Raw genomic sequence first — 18,478 nt, forward strand, 5'->3', positions numbered from 1 at the left:
GAACCGGTGTCCACTTCGCTTGAAAACGCTTTGTGACTTACTTGGCGGCGCAGTCCTTGGCGTAGCGGTCGCCGTAATTCGAGAACACCTTTTCGACGATCTCGGTCTGGAACTTGCCGTCCGGCCGCTTTGCGACCTTGGTGAGGTAGAAATCCTGGATCGGATAGCCGTTGTTGTTGAACTTGAAGTTACCGCGCAGCGAGGTGAAGTCGGCCTTCTTCAGCGCCGCCGCCACCGCGTCCTTGTTGGAGAGGTCGCCCTTCACCGCCTTCACCGCGCTGTCGATCAACAGCGCCGCGTCATAGGCCTGCATGGCATAGGTGCCGGGCACGCCGTTATAGGCCGCCTCATAGGCCGCGACGAACTTCTTGCTCTGGGGGTTGTCGAGGTTGGGCGCCCAGTTCGCCCCGCCGAACATGCCGACCGCGGCATCCTGCTGCGCGGGGAGGGTGGATTCGTCGACGGTGAAGGCGGAAAGCACAGGCACGGTGGCGCCGGCCTGCTTGTACTGCTTGACGAGGTTCACACCCATGCCGCCGGGCATGAAGGTGAACAGCGCGTCCGGCTTCTGCGCGGCGATCTTGGACAGCTCGGGCTGGAAATCCAGCGTGTTCAGCGGTGTGTAGGATTCCTCCGTTATCTCGCCCTTGTAGTCGAGCTTGAAGCCGGCGACGGAATCGCGGCCGGCCTGATAGTTCGGGACCAGGAGGTAGACGCGCTTGTAGCCGCGGTCCTGCGCCACCTTGCCGAGGATCTCGTGCACCTGGTCGTTCTGGTACGACGTCACATAGAAGAACGGGTTACACTCCTTGCCGGCGTAGCTGGAAGGGCCGGCATTCGGGCTGATCAGGAAGGTCTTGCTGTCGGTGACCGGGCGATGGATCGCCAGCAGGATGTTGGAGAAGATCGGACCGACCACGAAATCGACCTTGTCGCGCTCGAGCAGGCCGCGCACCTTGACCACGGCGCCGTCGGGCTTCAGCTCGTCGTCGGCGTTGACGATCTCGACGTCGCGGCCGGCCATCTTGCCGCCGAGGTCCTTGACCGCGAGCGCAAAGCCGTCGCGGACCTGCTGGCCCAGCGCCGCGGCAGGTCCCGAGGTCGTCACCAGCACGCCGATCTTGATCTTCTCCTGCGCGGCCGCCGGGGTCGCCGCGATCCCCAGCAGCGCCGCCAATCCCATGAGTTTTGTCAGTTGCTTCATGTCACTCCCCCGATCACAGGCTGGATGCTTGCCCCTGCTTGTTTGGCCGCAGCTTAGTCTGACGCGCGCGACCGCCGCAAGCGATGTGGCATTGCGTCAGGCCGCCGGTTGCGCAATTCGCAAGCGCCGTCGCGCGCTATGCAAACGCCGCGCCAATTGCTTGAAGTTTAAAGAAATTGCAGTATCGCGCAGGCATTCCCCGCAAGATTCGCAATTGTCCTTGCGGGGCGCCACGAATTGCTTGAAGCTCAAAGCAATCGGTCCGACCGAAACCCGCCGCGGAGGCACGATCGCCGCATGATCCTCGATTCCGAAACCAAAGCCGTCGAACTGCCCGACGATCACGGCACCGAGCTCAGGCTGTGGCTGCGGCTGTTGACCTGCACCACGCTGATCGAGGGCGAGGTCCGCAGCCGGCTGCGCGAGAAATTCGACGTCACGCTGCCGCGCTTCGACCTGATGGCCCAGCTCGACAAGGTGTCCGACGGCATGACGCTGTCGGACCTGTCGAAGCGGATGATGGTGTCGAACGGCAATGTCACCGGGCTGGTCGAGCGCCTGGTTGAATCAGGCCATCTCGATCGCCGTACCTCGGAAACCGACCGCCGCGTGCAATTCATCCGGCTGACCAAGACCGGCCGCGCCGAGTTCCGCAAGATGGCGGCCGAGCACGAGAAATGGATCGCCGATGTGTTCGGCGACCTGTCGCCGAAGGATATCCGCGAACTGATGCGGTTGCTTGCCAAGGCGAAGGGCTCGGCCCAGCGCTCCGCCAAGGCGCGGAACGCTTAAGCCGTGAGCGGGATCGATTACGAGGTCGAGTACAACAACCGGGCGCGGGTGCCGGAAAACCCGGCGCTGATGGCCGGCTGGGCGCGGGACTCCGCGGCCTATCGCGAGCAGCACCCGCCGCGGCGCCTGAGCTATGGCCCCGGCAGCCGCAACGTCATCGACCTGTTCGAGGGAAACAGCGACGGGCCGCTCGTGGTCTTCATCCATGGCGGTTATTGGCAGGCGCTTGACGGCTCGTCATCGAGCCACTGCGCGCGCGGCCTCAATGGCCACGGCATCAGCGTCGCGGTGCCGAGCTACGATCTCTGCCCCAATGTTTCGGTCGCTGACATCATCGCCGAGATGCGCGCGGCGTGCCGCGAGCTGGTGAAGCTCGGCCGGCCGCTGGTCGTGTCGGGGCACTCGGCCGGCGGGCATCTTGCCGCATGCATGCTGGCGACCGATTGGCCGACCTATGATGCGTCGCTGCCTAACAATCTGGTCAGGGCTGCTTACGCGATCTCCGGCCTGTTCGAGCTCGAGCCGCTGGTCGGCACCACCATCAACAAGGCGCTTGGTCTCGACCGCGACGCAGCACGGGCGGCAAGCCCGCTGCTCTGGAAAGCGCCCGCGGGCGCGACGCTCGATGCCGTCGTCGGCGGTGCCGAAAGCGCCGAATATCACCGGCAGAGCCGGACCATCGCCGATGTCTGGGGCAAGGCTGGCGTTGCAACGCGCTTCGGCACCGTGGCCGACGCCAATCATTTCACCGCGATCGCACCGCTCGCCGACCCGGGCTCGGCGATGGTCGCGCGGCTGAAGCAGCTCACACAGATCTGAGTTCGGAGGGGCGCCGGCGACGGCCCGGTGATTTCCACCCTTGCGCCAAATTATTTTAAGTATAAAATGATTGGTGATTGGAACGCTGCCGGGCGTCCCCGATATCAGTCGTCTCGACGTTGGTCTTTGGCCTTTCTGAATGGAAAGCGAGGGGCAATCGAATGTCAGGTGAATTTCCCGGGCTCGGCCCATCCGGGCATGTCGACGATTTCGCGCGGCGCAACCTGCCGCCATCAGCACAATGGCCGCAGCTGTTGCTCGACCGGCCGGAATTTCGCTATCCCGACTATCTCAACGCCGCGGTCGAACTGACCGATCGCATCGTCGAGCAGGGGATGGGGGATCGCATCGCGCTGATCGGCAACGGCCGCCAGCGCACCTACAAGGAATTGACCGACTGGTCGAACCGCCTGGCGCATGCGCTGGTGGAGAACTACGGCGTCAAGCCCGGCAATCGCGTCCTGATCCGCTCGGGCAACAATCCGGCGCTGGTCGCGGCCTGGCTCGCGGCGACCAAGGCCGGTGCCGTCGTGGTCAACACCATGCCGATGCTGCGCGCCGGCGAACTGGCCAAGATCGTCGACAAGGCCGAGATCGCGCTGGCGCTGACCGACAGCCGCATCGCCGACGAGCTGGTGGCCTGCGCCAAGACCAGCAAATTCCTCAAGCAGGTGGTCAATTTCGACGGCACCCAGAACCACGATGCCGAACTCGACCGGATCGCGCTCAACAAGCCGGTCAAGTTCGATGCGGTGAAGACCGGCCGTGACGACGTCGCGTTGCTCGGCTTCACGTCGGGCACCACGGGCGAACCCAAGGCGACCATGCATTTCCACCGCGATCTCCTGATCGTCGCGGATGGCTATGCCAGGGAAGTGCTCAAGGTGACGCCGGACGATGTGTTCGTCGGTTCGCCGCCACTCGCGTTTACATTCGGCCTCGGTGGGCTCGCGATCTTCCCGCTGCGCTTCGGCGCCACCGCGACGCTGCTGGAGAACGCGGCGCCGAGCGAGATGATCCGGATCATCGAGACCTACAAGGCGACGATCTGCTTCACCGCGCCGACGGCCTACCGGGCGATGATGGCCGCGATGGACAAGGGCGCCGATCTGTCGTCCTTGCGGCTCGCGGTCTCGGCCGGCGAGACATTGCCGGCGCCGGTGTTCGAGAGCTGGACCAAGAAGACCGGCAAGCCGATCCTCGACGGCATCGGCAGCACGGAGCTGCTGCACATCTTCATCACCAACCGCACCGGCAGCGCCGTTGCCGGCACCACCGGCACGCCTGTCACCGGCTACCAGGCAAAGATCGTCGACGAGGACATGAACGAGCTGCCGCCGGGCCAGGTCGGCAAGCTCGCGGTGCGCGGCCCGACCGGCTGCCGATATCTCGCGGACTCCAGGCAGACTAAGTATGTCCGCGACGGCTGGAACATCACCGGCGATGCCTTCGTCGCCGACGAGAATGGCCGGCTATCCTTCGTGGCGCGCGCGACGACATGATCATCTCGGCGGGCTACAACATCGCCGGTCCCGAGGTCGAGGCCGCGCTGCTCGGACATCCCGATGTCGCGGAATGCGCGGTGATCGGCGCACCTGACGAAGAGCGGGGACAGATCGTCTCGGCGTTCATCGTGCTGAAGCAGGGCGCGCGCAGCGACGATGTCGAGGTCAAGCTGCTGCAGGATCACGTCAAGGCGACGATCGCGCCCTACAAATATCCTCGCGCGATCGCCTTCGTCGAGGCGCTGCCGAAAACCCAGACCGGGAAGATCCAGCGCTTCAAGCTGCGCGAGGCTAGCTAAGAATCGGGCGACGGCCTGAAGCCGCCGCCCGAAATCAACAACCGGTCAACGAGAGATCAATGCGCCGCGCTGCCGCCGGCGGTGTTCTTCGGCTTGCCGGTTAGCACGATCGCAATTGCAGCGAGCACCAGCACCATGCCGATGACGGCGAAGGCGTCGCTGAAGCCCAGCACCAGCGCCTGGCGCTTCACGATGTTGCCGATTGCCACGATCGCCTGATTGTGCGCGGTGGCCGGGTCGGAGATGCCGTGGCTCAGGAAGTAGTTGGTGACCTCGGCGATCCGCGTGCGCACTTCTTCACGGCCGAGGTGGACCGACTGGCCGATGATGTTGGAATGGAACTGCTCCCGCTTGGTGACGATGGTCGACAGCAGCGCCGTTCCGATCGCGCCGCCGAGGTTGCGCATCATGTTGGAGATGCCGGACGCTGCCGGCGCGTCCTGCGGTGCGACGCTGCCGAGGCTGATGGCGGACAGCGGTGCCAGCGTGATCGCCTGACCGACGGCGCGAACAATGTTTGGATAGAAGAACTGATCGCCGGAATAGTCGAGCGACATCTGGATGTTCATGAAGGAGGAGACTGCGAACAGCGCCATGCCGGTGAACGCGATGTAGCGGGCATCGAAGCGCTGCATCAGCAACGGCACCAGCGGGATCAGGATCAGCTGCGGCAGGCCGGTCCAGGCCAGCACCTGGCCGATCTGCTCGGCATTGTAGCGCTGCACCTGGCCGAGATAGGCCGGCAGCAGGTACACCGAGCCGAACAGCGCGAAGCCGACGAACACCGACGAGATGGTGCCGAAGCCGAAGCTGCGCTGGGTCAGGAGCCGCAGCCGGAGCAGCGGCTTCTCGACGACCAGCTCGATCCAGACGAACAAAGTGAGGCTGACCGCTGCGATCACCGCGAGCTTGACGATGAAGGGCGAGCCGAACCAGTCGTCCTTGTTACCTTCCTCGAGCACGGCCTGCAGCGCCGACAGGCCGATCGCCATCGTGACGATGCCGAGCCAGTCGCCCTCGCGGAGCAGATGCAACTGCATCGGCTGCCGTTCAAGCGTGAGATACAGGGTGCCGACCATCACCACGGTCGGGACTACGTTGACGAAGAAGATGGTCTGCCAGCCGTAATTCTCGGTCAGGTAGCCGCCGATGGTCGGGCCGATCGCGGGCGCAAACGTCACGGCAAGCGCGAACATCGCAAGTCCGATCGGCTGCTGCGCCTTCGGCAGCTTGGTGAAGACGAGCGTGAACGCCATCGGGATCAGCACGCCGCCGAAGAAGCCTTGCAGGCCGCGCATCGCGATCATCGACGGCAGGTCGTGGGTGAAGGCACAGGCGACCGAGAAGATCGCGAACAATGTGGCGAAGGAGATGATGATCTTGCGGAACGAGAACACCCGGCTGAGATAGTCGGTCAGCGGGATCACCACGATCTCGCCGATCAGATAGGACGTCGAGATCCAGGAGCCGTTGTCGACACCGGTCCCGATGCCGCCTTCGATGTTGAGCAGCGAGGCGTTGGTGATCTGGATGTTGAGGATCGCCATGAAGGCGCCGATCATCGCGGCGACGATGGAGATCCAGACGGCCATGCTGGCCCGGTTTGGGCCGGCCGCCGCTGCCGCGCGGGGCGCGGCAGCGGGGGAGGAGAGCGCGAGGTCGGACATGACATCACCTATTTGAAAGAGGCGACAGCGAGCTTGGGAGAGGCGCTGGAGCGCGCGGCCTCAGCGGTTTGCGAAGTGGTCGCGATGGACGGGATCACGGACATGCCGGGTCGCAGCTCGACGGAAGTCGCGTCGAGCACGATCTTCACCGGGATGCGCTGCACGACCTTGGTGAAATTGCCGGTGGCGTTGTCCGGCGGCAGCAGCGCGAACTCCTGGCCGCTCGCCGGCGCCAGGCTGTCGACATGGCCGCGTACGACCTGGCCGGGGAACATGTCGACCTCGATCTCGACCGGCTGGCCCTTGCGGACATTGGTGAGCTGAGTCTCCTTGTAATTCGCGATCACATAGGCGCCGGCGGCCGGCACCAGCGACATCAACTGTGTGCCGGCCTGGACGTACTGGCCGGTGCGCAGCGTGCGGTTGCCGACGACGCCGTCGATCGGCGCGGTGATCGTGGTGTAGCCGAGATTGAGCTCGGCCTGGTTTTGCAGGGCAGTGGCTCGTCCCAATGCCGCAACCGCTTGAGCGATCTCGGCCTTGAGCAGTTCCACCTGCCGCTCGGCGGAAGCGAGGTTTGCAGTGTCGCGGGCGATGGCGGCCTGCGCGCTGGCGTAGCGCGACTGCGCCTGCTGCGCGTTCTGCACGCTGCCGTAGCCGGTGCCGGCGAGGTCGGTGTAGCGCTTGTTCTCTTGCTCGGCGAAGGTCTGCGTCGCAGTATCTACCGCGAGCGTCGCGCGCGCCGCCTCGATTACCGAGTGCTGCACGTCGAGTTGCGCGCGCTTGCTGGTGATCGCGGCTTCGGCGGCGGCGACGTCAGCCTTCGACTGATCAAGCGCGACCTTGAAATCGCGCTCGTCGATCCGCGCCAGCACCTGGCCGGCGCGCACATGCTCGTTGTCGCCCACCAGCACTGCGCTCAGATAGCCGGAGACCTTCGGCGCGATTGTCGTGTTGTCGGCCTTTACATAGGCGTCGTCGGTCGAGATCTGAAAACGGCCGACCGTCCAGTAGTCCCAGCCGTACCAGGCGCCGCCCGCGAGGACGGCGACGGCGGCGGTGGCGAGAAGCAGGCGGCGGAGCTTGCCCTTCGCAGCGGCCGGGGCCGGCGTGGCGGCCTCCGAATTGGCGATCAATTGCTTGGCGGTTTCGGCCGGAACCTGGCTCTCGGCCTTGAAAGAGGTTTCATGCTGGCTCATGGCAGTCGCTCCTGGAAGCTCTCTATCCCTCTGGTAAACCTTGTGAATTCTGGTATCGGTTGCCCGGGATAATTAGGAAACTTGATGTTTTCCAAAATAGAGCCCATATTTGGACTGTCAATAGAATGACAGTCATCATCTAAAAGCATGGCTCGCCGATGAACCGGAATGACAAATCCCAGACGGAGCAAGCCCCGGCGGTGCCGGAGCGGCGCGGCCGCGGCCGGCCGCAGCTGCGCTCCGACGACGAGACGCGCGCGCTGATCTATGACGCCGCGCGGCGCGAGTTCGCCGAGCGCGGATTCGCTGCGGCGAACATCGCCGACGTGGCCTGCCGCGCCGGCGTCTCCACCAAGACTCTGTACCGGCTGGTCCCGACCAAGCTGGCGCTGTTCGAAGGCATGGTGACCGACCGGGTCGACCGCTTCGTGTCCATCGTGAATCTCGGCGCCTGCGACGGCCGCAATGTTGCGGCGGCGCTGGAGGCTGCGTTGCAGACGTGCGCCGAGCTCATCCTCGACGCCGAGGTGATCGCCCTGCAGCGGATCATCCTGGCCGAGAGCGACAAGTTCCCCGACATTGCCGAGACGTTCTACGAAAGGGCCATGCAGCGGACCATCGCCGCGTTGGCGAGCTGGCTCGGCGTGCAGCAGCGGCGAAGGCGGATCGTGCTCGATGATGCCGAAGTGGCCGCCGGCATGCTGCTCGGCATGCTCGTGTTCAAGCCGCAACGCGACGTGATGTTCGGGCACAAGCCGGTGCTGACGCACAGCGAGATCGAAGCGCGCGCCAAGGCGTGCGCGGCGCTGTTCCTGTCCGGCTGTGCGGTGCCGGCCGACCAGATCGGAAAGCAGGGCGGAGAGGCATGATGGTGGAGCCGGCCGCGACCTACACCGTCGAAGCGCAGATCTCGCGCGACGATGAGGTGAGATGCCAGGATGTGCTGACGCGCTGGATGGCAGCGCTCAATCACTACGATGCCGCGGCCATGGATGCGCTGATGCACTTCCCGCACGTGCGGATCGCAGGCGGGGTGGTCACCGTCTATCAGCAGAGCGGCAACAATCCGATGGACCTGTTCGAGCGGCTGCGGAAACAGGACGGCTGGCACCACAGCACCTGGAACGAGACCAGGCTCGTCCAGTCCTCTCCTGCGAAGGCGCATTACGCCGTCCGTTACACGCGCTACCGCGAGGATGGATCGGTTATCGGGACCTACGATTCGCTCTACGTGCTGAGCCTGCTCGGCGGCGCTTGGAAAATCCAGAGCCGCTCGAGCTTTGGTCCCTAGAGCCTGACGAGATTACGCTGAGCTGGAACAGCGTCGATAGTTCACCTCTCCCTTGGGAGAGGTCGATTTGCGCAGCAAATCGGGCGAGGGGGTACGGTCTATCGAGAGAGGAAGAGCCCTCACCCGGATTGCACTGGACGATGCTTCGCATCGCCAGGCGCAATCCGACCTCTCCCCAACGGGGAGAGGTGAAGCGAGACCGCGCCAAGCCGATTCAACCAAAACTTATCGCGCTTCAGGCGCTACTTGGCCGCCACCGCCGATGCGGGAGGCTGCGTCAGCACCTGACGGATCATCCGGGCGAGATCGGCCTTGCGATAGGGCTTCGGCAACAGCGTCACGTCGGGGTCGAGGCGGCCGTGGTGGATGATCGCGTCCTCGGTATAGCCGGAGGTGAACAGCACGCGCACCGAGGGCAGCCTGGCGGTCACGGCATCGGCGACCTGCCGGCCGTTCATGCCGCCGGACATGATGACGTCGGTGAACAGCACGTCGCAGACGAACCCGTTGTCGACGGCAGCCAGTGCCTCCGGGCCGTTGGCGGTGACCATCGTTCGGTAGCCAAGCTGCTCGAGCTGGGCGCTGACGTAGTTGCGCACCAGCGGATCGTCCTCGACGACCAGGATGGATTCATGGCCGCCGCGCGTGTCGACCGGGGCAGGCGGCTCGACATCGACCATGTCGCCCATGCTGCGCGGCAGATAGAGCTTGATCGACGTGCCGTGGCCTTCCTCGGAATAGATCTTGAGGTGGCCGTCGGACTGCTTGATGAAGCCGTAGACCATGCTCAGCCCAAGGCCGGTGCCCTTGCCGGTGTCCTTGGTGGTGAAGAACGGTTCGAACACCTTGTCGCGAATGGCCGCGGGGATTCCTTCGCCGGTGTCGCTGACAGCGACCATCACATATTCACCGGCCCGCACATCGGGGTTGGCGGCCGCATAGACCTCGTCGAGGATGACGTTGCTGGTCTCCAGCATCAGCTTGCCGCCGTCGGGCATCGCATCACGGGCATTGACGGCGAGATTGAGCAGCGCCGTCGCCATGTGATTGGGATCGATGAAGGCCGTCCAGGCGTCGGGCTCGAGCGCGGTGTCGATTTCGATTTGCTCGCCGAGCGAGGGGCGCAGCAGCCGCGCGGTGTCCTGCACCAGCGTGTTGAGATTGGCTTCGCGTGGTTGCAGCGGCTGCAGCCGCGAGAACGCCAACAGGTGCTTGGTCACCTCGGCACCGCGAAATGCGGCGTCGGTGATCATCTTGGCGACAGACGACAGCGCGGGATCATGTTCAACGGCTTCCGCGAGGATGTCGATCAGGCCGGTGATGACGGTCAGGATGTTGTTGAAGTCGTGCGCGATTCCGCCGGAGAGATGTCCGACGGCCTCCATTTTCTGCACCTGGCGCAGCTTTTGCTCGGTTTCGAGCTGCTCGCGGGCGGCCTCGACCTCGCGCGCGCGCATGAAGATCTCGGCTTCCATCTGCTCGGTGCGCTCGCGCAGCCGGTCCGTGAGCTTGTCCTGCTCGGCGCCGCGCTGCTTCAGTTGGATGAAGCCGGTGACGTCTTCGACCCGATGGATGATGTAGATGAACTGCCCGCTCGGGCCGAACACTGGCGTGTTGCGCGGGCTCCAGTACTTTTCCTCGAATCCGCCGCCTTCCGACTCGGGCTTGCGGATGTCGTATTTCTGCACCGACATGGTGTCGGGGCGGCGGAATTGGACCACGCGCTCGAGCGAGGCGCGCAGGTTCCGCACGCCGTCAGCGGCAGGATCATCCGGATTATCGGGAAAGATCTCGAATAGCACGCGCCCAAGGATCGCGGCGCGCTCGGTCTTGGTGGCGCGCAGATAGGCGTCGCTTGCTGCCACGATACGGAAGTCGGGCTGGGTCAGCACCAGATAGAGGCCGGGCGCCGCCTCGAATAACGCCTTGAAGTCAGGCATCGGCGGGGACTGATTTTGCAGTTCATCCTCCCTCGCAGGGATACGGTCCGCCACTGACCGCACTCAAGATGTGGCACGCGGTTGCTGGAACTTCAATGGTTAACATACGGTACCGGCTCGATTTTCTCGATCGCGCACGCGTTGCGACTAGTGCGAATTCGGCAGGTAGCGCCAGCCCTCCTTGCCGAGGAAGTCCAGCATCGCCTGCGCGGGCGGCAGCAGGATCTTGTCGGCCCGCCTGATTGCGTGCCACTGCCGGACGATCGGCAGGCCCTTCACCTTGAGCACCACCAGCCGGCCGTCCTCCAGCTCGTGGAACACGGTGTGCTGGGAAATGAAGGCGATGCCGAGCCCGGCCATGACCGCCTGCTTGATGGTCTCGTTGCTGTCCATCGCCATGCCGAGCTTCGGCTCAAGGCCGACGCGCTCGAAATATTGCTGCATCAGCATTCGCGTGCCTGATCCCTGCTCACGGGTAATGAAGGTTTCATTGCCGAGTTCAGGCGGGGAGACGTGCCGCCGCCGCGCCAGCCGATGATCGGGCGCGGCGATGATGAAGTGCGGATGACGGCCGAGCGGCTTCATCTCGACCTCGACATCGGCCGGCGGCCGGCCCATGACCGCGATGTCGAGATCGTAGCCGCGCAGCGCGTCGCGGATTTCCTCGCGGTTGCCGATCTGTAGCGTCACCTCGATCTTGGGAAAACGGCGCGAGAACGCCGCGATCGCGAACGGCACGAAGTATTTCGCGGTCGAGACCGCGCCCATCGCAACGCGGCCGCCGCTGCGGCCCGCGATCATGTCGAGCGACTGCTCGCAATCCTTCAGCGCCGCCTCGATCCGCTCGACCAGCGTCAGCACATGCGCGCCGGCATCCGTCAGCGCCATGCCGTCGCCGGTGCGCTGGATTAACGGCAGTCCCGCGAGCGTTTGCAGGTTGCGGAGCTGCAGTGTCACCGCGGGTTGCGTCAGGTTCAACCGGTTGGCTGCCGACGTGATCGAGCCGGCCTCGTGCAGGGTGGAGAGTGCGCGCAACTGGCGAATGGTGAGGTCCCGCGTGAAGTTGCCGGCCATGCCCAGCTCCATAAGAAATACTTTGCCCGGACCAAAGATAATAAAATTTCCCTAATTGGGCAATTCGCGCGTTGATACGGCGAGGGCGACTCCCCTGCGGTCGCCTCTCGACACCTCGGGACAGAGGGCGCGATCAAAGGGAGAGGCCGGTGGAGATTCGTCCTGCATTGCATGCCGATCTGGAGTGGCCGACGCAGCATAGCCCGTTGCGCGCCGCGACCGTTGCGGTGATCGAAGCGCTGGCCGGTGCCGCGATCGAGCTGTCGCGCATCATTGCCGCCGGACCGCTCGCCGGCATCGTCGGCGAGAGCGGTGGTGTCAATCCCGACGGCGATCGTCAGAAGACCATCGACATCGTCGCCGACCGCCTGATGCGCGACGCGCTACGTGCCGCGCCGGTCGCCGCCGTTGTCTCCGAGGAGGTCGAACTGCCCGAGACGCTCGATCCGGACGCGCCGCTCTGTGTCGCGATCGATCCGCTCGATGGATCCGCCAATCTCGAAAACAACATCTCGATCGGCACGATCTTCTCGATCCGGCCGAAGGGCAACGACATCATCTCGACCTTCTTCGAGCCCGGCACGGCGCAAAGTGCCGCAGGCTGCTTCATCTACGGTCCGCAGACCGTGCTGGTGCTGGCGCTCGACCGGCGCGTCGACTGCTTCACGCTGGATCCGCAAACCGGCGAGTTCGTGCTGACTGCGCGCGACCTGCGGGTGCCGCAGGATACGCCGGAATTCGCCATCAATGCTTCGAACCGTCGGCACTGGAGCGGCCAGGTGCGCAACTATATCGACGAGTGCCTGGCCGGCGTGAACGGCGAGCGCGGGCAAGACTTCAACATGCGCTGGATCGGCTCGCTGGTGGCGGAAGCTACCGCATCCTGATGCGCGGCGGCGTGTTCCTGTATCCGGCGGATGCGCGCCAGGGCTATCGCGAAGGCCGGCTGCGGCTGCTGTATGAAGCGCACCCGATCGCGCTGATCATGGAATGGGCCGGTGGCGCCGCATCCAGCGGCCGGTCGCGCATTCTCGAACTCTCGGCACGCACGCCGCATCAGCGCGTGCCGCTGATCATGGGATCGGCGCGCGCCGTGCGCGACGTCGATGCGATCCACCTGACCGTCGAGCCGTTGTTCGAGAGCAGCGATGCCCCGCTGTTCGCGCGGCGCGGCCTGTTCCGCTGAAGGGGGAGCGCATGTCTCGCAGGTATCCCATCATCTCGATCACCGGCTCGTCCGGCGCCGGCACCACTTCGGTGAAGAAGACATTCGAGAACATCTTCCGCCGCGAGAACGTGGTTGCGGCCTATATCGAGGGCGACGCCTTCCACCGCTACGACCGCGCCGAGATGCGCAGCCTGATGGCGGAGCGGGCCGAGCGCGGCAACAAGCACTTCAGCCATTTCAGCCCCGAGACCAATCTGTTCGAGGAGCTGGAAAAGCTGTTCCGCGACTATGCCGAGACCGGTACCGGAACGACGCGGCACTATGTGCACGACGAGGAGGAATCGCGGGTCTATGGCGCCAAGCCCGGCACCTTCACCGCATGGGAGGCGCTGCCGGAGAATTCCGACCTCTTGTTCTATGAGGGCCTGCATGGCGCCGTGGTCACCGACAAGGTGAACGTCGCGCAGCACGCCGATCTCAAGATCGGAGTCGTGCCGGTCATCAACCTCGAATGGATCCAGAAGCTGCACCGTGACCGCAGTCATCGCGGCTACTCGACCGAGGCGGTGACCGACACCATCCTGCGCCGCATGCCGGATTACGTGAACTACATCTGCCCGCAATTCACCGAGACCGACATCAACTTCCAGCGCGTGCCGACGGTCGATACGTCGAACCCGTTCATCGCGCGCTGGATCCCGACCCCTGACGAATCGATGGTCGTGATCCGGCTGAAGAACCCGCGCGGCATCGATTTTCCCTACCTGCTCTCGATGATCCCGAACAGCTTCATGTCGCGCGCCAATTCGATCGTGGTGCACGGCGCCAAGCTCGACCTCGCGATGCAGCTCATCCTGACCCCGCTGATCCTGCAATTGATCGAACGAAAGAGGCGAACGATATGACCGCACTTGCGTCCGTTGCCAGCCGCCCCGACATCAGCCACGACGAGATGGCGAACGCCATCCGCTTCCTCGCCGTCGACGCGGTGGAGCAGGCGAAGTCCGGCCATCCCGGCATGCCGATGGGCATGGCCGACGTCGCGACCGTGCTGTTCACCGACTTCCTGAAGTTCGATCCCGCCGATCCGGCCTGGCCCGACCGCGACCGCTTCGTGCTGTCGGCGGGGCACGGGTCGATGCTGCTCTACGCACTGCTCTACCTGACCGGCTACGAGAGCATGACGCTCGATCAGCTCAAGGCGTTCCGGCAGTGGGGATCGCAGACCCCGGGGCATCCCGAATATGGCCACACGCCCGGTGTCGAGACCACGACCGGGCCGCTCGGGCAGGGGATCGCGACCGCGGTCGGCATGGCGCTCGCCGAGCGCTTGATGAACGCGCGCTTCGGCGACGACCTGGTCGACCACTACACCTATGTGATCGCCGGCGATGGCTGCCTGATGGAGGGCCTCAGCCATGAGGCGATCTCGCTCGCCGGCCATTTGCGGCTGAACCGGCTGATCGTGCTGTTCGACGACAACCAGATATCGATCGATGGTGCGACCTCGCTGTCATGCTCGGACGACCAGACGGCGCGGTTTGCGGCCAGCGGCTGGAACGTCTGCCGCATCGACGGCCACGATCCGCAGGCGATCACGGCGGCGATCAGGCAGGCGCGCGCGAGCGATCGGCCGTCGCTGATCGCCTGCCGCACCGTGATCGGGTTCGGTGCGCCGAACCGGCAGGGCAGCGAGAAGGTGCATGGCGCGCCGCTCGGCACCGACGAGGTGGCGAAGACCCGTAGCGCGCTGCGCTGGCCGTATCCGGCCTTCGAAGTCCCCGACGCGGTGCTGGCCGAATGGCGCGAGCTCGGCGGCCGCGGCCGCGATGCGCGGCGCGCCTGGATCGAGCGGTCGCGTGCCGCGTGCAAGGCGGACAAGGGCGAACGGTCGCCGTTCCACGACGCGCTGAACCGGAAACTGCCCTGTGCCTACACCAAGGCGATGGCGGCGCTCATCGCGCGCTTTGCGACCGAGCGGCCGAAGCTCGCCACGCGGCAGGCCTCGCAGCAGGTCATCGACGTGATCGCGCAGGCCTTGCCCAATCTGCTCGGCGGCTCGGCCGACCTGACGCACTCCAACCTGACGCAGGCGAAGTCGCAGGTTTCGGTGCGGCCGGAAATGCTGCACGGCAGCTATATCCACTACGGCATCCGTGAGCATGGCATGGCGGCAGCGATGAACGGCATCGCCTTGCATGGCGGCTTCATTCCCTATGGCGGCGCCTTCCTCAGCTTTGCGGATTACAGCCGCCCGGCGATCCGTCTCGCGGCGCTGATGGGGATCCGCGTCATCCACGTGATGACCCATGACTCGATCGGACTTGGCGAGGACGGGCCGACACATCAGCCGGTCGAGCATCTGGCGGCGCTGCGGGCGATCCCGAACGTGCTGGTGTTCCGTCCGGCCGATGCGGTCGAGACCGCGGAAGCCTGGGACTGCGCGCTGAAGGCAGAGACCTCGCCGTCGATCCTCTGCCTGTCGCGGCAGGCGCTGCCGACGGTGCGCGACGGCAGCAAGGACAACCAGGTCGCGCTCGGCGCCTACGTTCTCGTAGAGCCGGCCTTCGCGCGTGACGTCACCCTGATTGCAACGGGTTCGGAGGTGGCGATCGCGCTCGAAGCCGCAAAGCTGCTGGCGGAAGCAGGGGTGCAGGCCGCGGTCGTCTCGGCCCCGTGCTTCGACCTGTTCCGCCAGCAGCCGAGCGACTATCGCGCAAAAGTTCTGGGCAGCGCGCCGCGCGTCGGCGTCGAAGCCGCCGTCGAAGGCGACTGGGCGCGCTGGCTCGGTGACGACGGAGCCTTCGTCGGCATGACCGGCTTCGGCGCGTCGGCGCCGGCCGACGTGCTGTACCGCGAGTTCGGCATCACGCCTGCGGCAATCGCCGCGGCGGCAAAACAGCTCATGCAACGAGCGAATTGAAAGGAGGACGCCACGATGGCGCGGATCACACTGAGGCAATTGCTGGACCACGCCGCCGAACGCGGCTACGGCGTGCCGGCCTTCAACATCAACAATATGGAGCAGGGTCTCGCCATCATGGAGGCGGCGGCATCCTGCGACGCGCCGGTCATCATCCAGGCGTCGCGCGGCGCGCGGTCCTATGCCAACGACATCATGCTCGCGAAGATGATCGATGCGCTGGAGGAGATGCACCCGCAGATCCCGCTCTGCCTGCATCTCGACCACGGCAACGAGGAGGCGACCTGCGCCACCGCGATCCGCTACGGCTTCACCTCCGTGATGATGGACGGTTCGCTCAAGGCGGACGCCAAGACCGCGGCCGATTACGATTACAATGTCGACATCACCCGCCGGGTCGTCGAGATGGCGCACTGGGTCGGCGTGTCGGTCGAAGGCGAGCTCGGCGTGCTCGGTTCGCTCGAGCATGGCGGCGGCGAGCAGGAGGACGGTCACGGGGTTGAAGGCAAGATCAGCCACGACCAGCTGCTCACCGACCCGGACCAGGCGGTCGATTTCGTCCGCGCCACCAAGGTCGATGCGCTAGCGATCGCGATGGGTACCTCGCATGGTGCCTACAAGTTCACCCGCAAGCCCGACGGCGAGATCCTGGCGATGCGCGTGGTCGAGGAGATCCACACGCGCCTGCCCAACACGCATCTGGTGATGCACGGCTCGTCCTCGGTGCCGCAGGCGCTGCAGGACGTGTTCAACCAGTTCGGCGGCGAGATGCCGCAGACCTGGGGCGTACCGGTCGAGGAGATCGTCCGCGGCATCAAGCATGGCGTGCGCAAGGTCAATATCGACACCGATTGCCGCCTCGCGATGGCGGCAGCCTTCCGCAAGGTCGCCACGCAGTCGAAGAGCGAATTCGATCCGCGCAAGTTCCTGAAGCCTGCGATGGATGCGCTGCGCGAACTCTGCCGCGACCGCTTCGAGCAGTTCGGCACCGCCGGCAATGCCGCGAGGATCAAGGTGGTCGCGCTGCCGGAGATGGCCCGCCGCTATCGTGCCGGTGCGCTCGATCCGCAGATTGGAAAAATGACCCAGGCCGCCTGAGCAAATGGCCAGCGAAACACAGGAGAGTCTGATGAACGTCCAGCAGTCGATCACCGTGCGCGGCAAGGATCGCTACAAGTCCGGCGTGATGGAATACAAGCGGATGGGCTATTGGGAGCCGGACTATGAGCCCAAGGACACCGACGTCATCGCCTTGTTCCGCGTCACCCCGCAGGACGGCGTCGATCCGACCGAAGCCTGCGCGGCGGTGGCGGGCGAATCCTCGACCGCGACCTGGACCGTGGTGTGGACCGATCGGCTGACCGCTGCGGAGAAGTATCGGGCGAAGTGCTATCGCGTCGATCCGGTGCCGAACTCGCCGGGCAGCTACTTCGCCTATATCGCCTATGACCTCGATTTGTTCGAGGCGGGATCGATCTCGAACCTGACCGCCTCGATCATCGGCAACGTGTTCGGTTTCAAGCCGCTGAAGGCGTTGCGCCTCGAGGACATGCGGCTGCCGACCGCCTATGTGAAAACCTTCCAGGGCCCGGCCACCGGGATCGTGGTGGAGCGCGAACGGCTCGACAAGTTCGGCCGTCCCTTGCTCGGCGCCACCGTGAAGCCGAAGCTCGGCCTGTCCGGCCGCAACTACGGCCGCGTCGTTTACGAGGCGCTCAAGGGCGGCCTCGACTTCACCAAGGACGACGAGAACATCAATTCGCAGCCCTTCATGCACTGGCGCGAGCGCTTCCTCTACTGCATGGAAGCGGTCAACCGCGCGCAGGCCGCGACCGGCGAGATCAAGGGCACCTATCTCAACGTCACCGCGGCGACCATGGAGGACATGTACGAGCGCGCCGAATTCGCCCATGAGCTCGGCTCCAACATCGTCATGATCGATCTCGTGATCGGCTACACGGCGATCCAGTCGATGGCGAAGTGGGCGCGCCGGAACAACATGATCCTGCATCTGCACCGCGCCGGCCACTCGACCTACACGCGGCAGCGCAACCACGGCGTCTCGTTCCGCGTGATCGCGAAATGGATGCGGCTCGCCGGCGTCGATCACATCCATGCCGGCACTGTGGTCGGCAAGCTCGAGGGCGATCCGAATACTACGCGCGGCTACTACGACATCTGCCGCGAGGACTTCAATCCGATGCAGCTCGAGCACGGCGTGTTCTTCAACCAGAACTGGGCGAGCCTCAACAAGCTGATGCCGGTGGCCTCGGGCGGCATTCATGCCGGCCAGATGCACCAGCTGCTCGACCTGCTCGGCGAGGACGTCGTGTTGCAGTTCGGCGGCGGCACCATCGGCCATCCCCGCGGCATCCAGGCCGGCGCCACCGCTAACCGCGTCGCGCTGGAAGCCATGATCCTCGCCCGCAACGAGGGGCGTGACTACGTCCATGAAGGCCCGGAGATCCTGGCCAAGGCGGCGCAGACCTGCACGCCGCTGCGCGAGGCGCTCGATGTCTGGAAGGACGTCACCTTCAACTACGAATCGACGGATGCCCCCGATTTCGTTCCCACGCCGAGCATGGCGGTCTGACAGG

Annotated in this window: 13 protein-coding genes and 2 pseudogenes; 10 read left to right on the forward strand and 5 right to left on the reverse strand. The window is 65.0% G+C overall.

Features of this window, described 5'->3' with window-relative positions; translation table 11 throughout:
• Positions 1 to 37: 37 nt before the first annotated feature.
• Positions 38 to 1,204, reverse strand: a complete 1,167-nt coding sequence (locus AKN84_RS17025) for an ABC transporter substrate-binding protein (RefSeq protein WP_050421840.1) — start codon at positions 1,202 to 1,204, stop codon at positions 38 to 40.
• Positions 1,205 to 1,501: 297 nt separating this feature from the next.
• Between AKN84_RS17025 and AKN84_RS17030 the strand changes: the two genes are divergently transcribed.
• The 3 genes and pseudogenes from AKN84_RS17030 (at position 1,502) to AKN84_RS17040 (ending at position 4,619) form a co-directional block, all read left to right on the forward strand.
• A complete protein-coding gene (locus AKN84_RS17030; protein ID WP_050421841.1) occupies positions 1,502 to 1,996 on the forward strand; it encodes a MarR family winged helix-turn-helix transcriptional regulator in 495 nt (164 codons plus the stop codon).
• A gap of 3 nt (positions 1,997 to 1,999) precedes the next feature.
• Complete coding sequence (locus AKN84_RS17035; RefSeq protein WP_050421842.1) at positions 2,000 to 2,815, forward strand: alpha/beta hydrolase; 816 nt, start codon at positions 2,000 to 2,002, stop codon at positions 2,813 to 2,815.
• 161 nt (positions 2,816 to 2,976) lie between these two features.
• Positions 2,977 to 4,619: pseudogene (locus AKN84_RS17040) on the forward strand (benzoate-CoA ligase family protein).
• A 56-nt stretch (positions 4,620 to 4,675) separates the two neighbouring features.
• On the opposite strand, the gene AKN84_RS17045 reads toward AKN84_RS17040, so the two are convergent.
• Together AKN84_RS17045 and AKN84_RS17050 are read right to left on the reverse strand one after the other, a co-directional pair.
• Positions 4,676 to 6,211 carry an MDR family MFS transporter gene (locus AKN84_RS17045; RefSeq protein ID WP_162240887.1) on the reverse strand — a complete coding sequence of 512 codons (1,536 nt, stop codon included), beginning with the start codon at positions 6,209 to 6,211 and terminating at the stop codon, positions 4,676 to 4,678.
• 83 nt (positions 6,212 to 6,294) lie between these two features.
• Positions 6,295 to 7,485, reverse strand: coding sequence for an HlyD family secretion protein (locus AKN84_RS17050; protein WP_050421844.1), 1,191 nt, complete (start codon positions 7,483 to 7,485; stop codon positions 6,295 to 6,297).
• A 158-nt stretch (positions 7,486 to 7,643) separates the two neighbouring features.
• Here AKN84_RS17050 and AKN84_RS17055 point away from each other — a divergent pair, with 158 nt between their 5' ends.
• Positions 7,644 to 8,354 (forward strand): TetR/AcrR family transcriptional regulator, encoded by a 711-nt coding sequence (locus AKN84_RS17055; RefSeq protein ID WP_050421845.1) that lies wholly within the window; start codon positions 7,644 to 7,646, stop codon positions 8,352 to 8,354.
• Positions 8,354 to 8,776, forward strand: a complete 423-nt coding sequence (locus tag AKN84_RS17060; RefSeq protein ID WP_128970924.1) for a DUF6841 family protein — start codon at positions 8,354 to 8,356, stop codon at positions 8,774 to 8,776. The genes AKN84_RS17055 and AKN84_RS17060 overlap by 1 nt, the downstream gene beginning before the upstream one ends.
• A gap of 242 nt (positions 8,777 to 9,018) precedes the next feature.
• Here the strand turns inward: AKN84_RS17060 and AKN84_RS17065 are convergent, their stop codons facing one another.
• Positions 9,019 to 10,716 carry an ATP-binding protein gene (locus tag AKN84_RS17065; RefSeq protein WP_128970925.1) on the reverse strand — a complete coding sequence of 566 codons (1,698 nt, stop codon included), beginning with the start codon at positions 10,714 to 10,716 and terminating at the stop codon, positions 9,019 to 9,021.
• A gap of 147 nt (positions 10,717 to 10,863) precedes the next feature.
• On the reverse strand, positions 10,864 to 11,790 hold the full coding sequence (locus AKN84_RS17070) for a LysR family transcriptional regulator (RefSeq protein WP_050421920.1): 927 nt from the start codon (positions 11,788 to 11,790) through the stop codon (positions 10,864 to 10,866).
• A gap of 167 nt (positions 11,791 to 11,957) precedes the next feature.
• Between AKN84_RS17070 and AKN84_RS17075 the strand changes: the two are divergent.
• From AKN84_RS17075 to AKN84_RS17095, 5 genes and pseudogenes are all read left to right on the forward strand, one after another.
• Positions 11,958 to 12,976, forward strand: a pseudogene (locus AKN84_RS17075) (class 1 fructose-bisphosphatase).
• 11 nt (positions 12,977 to 12,987) lie between these two features.
• Positions 12,988 to 13,863: a phosphoribulokinase gene (locus AKN84_RS17080; RefSeq protein WP_050421847.1), complete on the forward strand. Its 876-nt coding sequence runs from the start codon at positions 12,988 to 12,990 to the stop codon at positions 13,861 to 13,863.
• A complete protein-coding gene (gene tkt, locus AKN84_RS17085) occupies positions 13,860 to 15,881 on the forward strand; it encodes a transketolase (protein WP_050421848.1) in 2,022 nt (673 codons plus the stop codon). Before AKN84_RS17080 ends, tkt begins: the two co-directional genes overlap by 4 nt.
• A 15-nt stretch (positions 15,882 to 15,896) precedes the next feature.
• A complete protein-coding gene (fba, locus tag AKN84_RS17090) occupies positions 15,897 to 16,979 on the forward strand; it encodes a class II fructose-bisphosphate aldolase (RefSeq protein ID WP_050421849.1) in 1,083 nt (360 codons plus the stop codon).
• 31 nt (positions 16,980 to 17,010) lie between these two features.
• A complete protein-coding gene (locus tag AKN84_RS17095) occupies positions 17,011 to 18,474 on the forward strand; it encodes a form I ribulose bisphosphate carboxylase large subunit (RefSeq protein WP_050421921.1) in 1,464 nt (487 codons plus the stop codon).
• Positions 18,475 to 18,478 lie beyond the last annotated feature (4 nt).

Origin of the sequence: Bradyrhizobium tropiciagri (assembly GCF_001189845.1) — a bacterium.
Taxonomy (GTDB): Bacteria; Pseudomonadota; Alphaproteobacteria; order Rhizobiales; family Xanthobacteraceae; genus Bradyrhizobium; species Bradyrhizobium tropiciagri.

Coding starts and splice junctions, on each gene's coding strand:
- AKN84_RS17025 (WP_050421840.1), bottom strand. CDS start 1,204: ATGAAGCAACTGACAAAACTCATGGGATTGGCGGCGCTGCTGGGGATC.
- AKN84_RS17030 (WP_050421841.1), top strand. CDS start 1,502: ATGATCCTCGATTCCGAAACCAAAGCCGTCGAACTGCCCGACGATCAC.
- AKN84_RS17045 (WP_162240887.1), bottom strand. CDS start 6,211: ATGGCCGTCTGGATCTCCATCGTCGCCGCGATGATCGGCGCCTTCATG.
- AKN84_RS17050 (WP_050421844.1), bottom strand. CDS start 7,485: ATGAGCCAGCATGAAACCTCTTTCAAGGCCGAGAGCCAGGTTCCGGCC.
- AKN84_RS17055 (WP_050421845.1), top strand. CDS start 7,644: ATGAACCGGAATGACAAATCCCAGACGGAGCAAGCCCCGGCGGTGCCG.
- AKN84_RS17060 (WP_128970924.1), top strand. CDS start 8,354: ATGGTGGAGCCGGCCGCGACCTACACCGTCGAAGCGCAGATCTCGCGC.
- AKN84_RS17065 (WP_128970925.1), bottom strand. CDS start 10,716: ATGCCTGACTTCAAGGCGTTATTCGAGGCGGCGCCCGGCCTCTATCTG.
- AKN84_RS17070 (WP_050421920.1), bottom strand. CDS start 11,790: ATGGCCGGCAACTTCACGCGGGACCTCACCATTCGCCAGTTGCGCGCA.
- AKN84_RS17080 (WP_050421847.1), top strand. CDS start 12,988: ATGTCTCGCAGGTATCCCATCATCTCGATCACCGGCTCGTCCGGCGCC.
- tkt (WP_050421848.1), top strand. CDS start 13,860: ATGACCGCACTTGCGTCCGTTGCCAGCCGCCCCGACATCAGCCACGAC.
- fba (WP_050421849.1), top strand. CDS start 15,897: ATGGCGCGGATCACACTGAGGCAATTGCTGGACCACGCCGCCGAACGC.
- AKN84_RS17095 (WP_050421921.1), top strand. CDS start 17,011: ATGAACGTCCAGCAGTCGATCACCGTGCGCGGCAAGGATCGCTACAAG.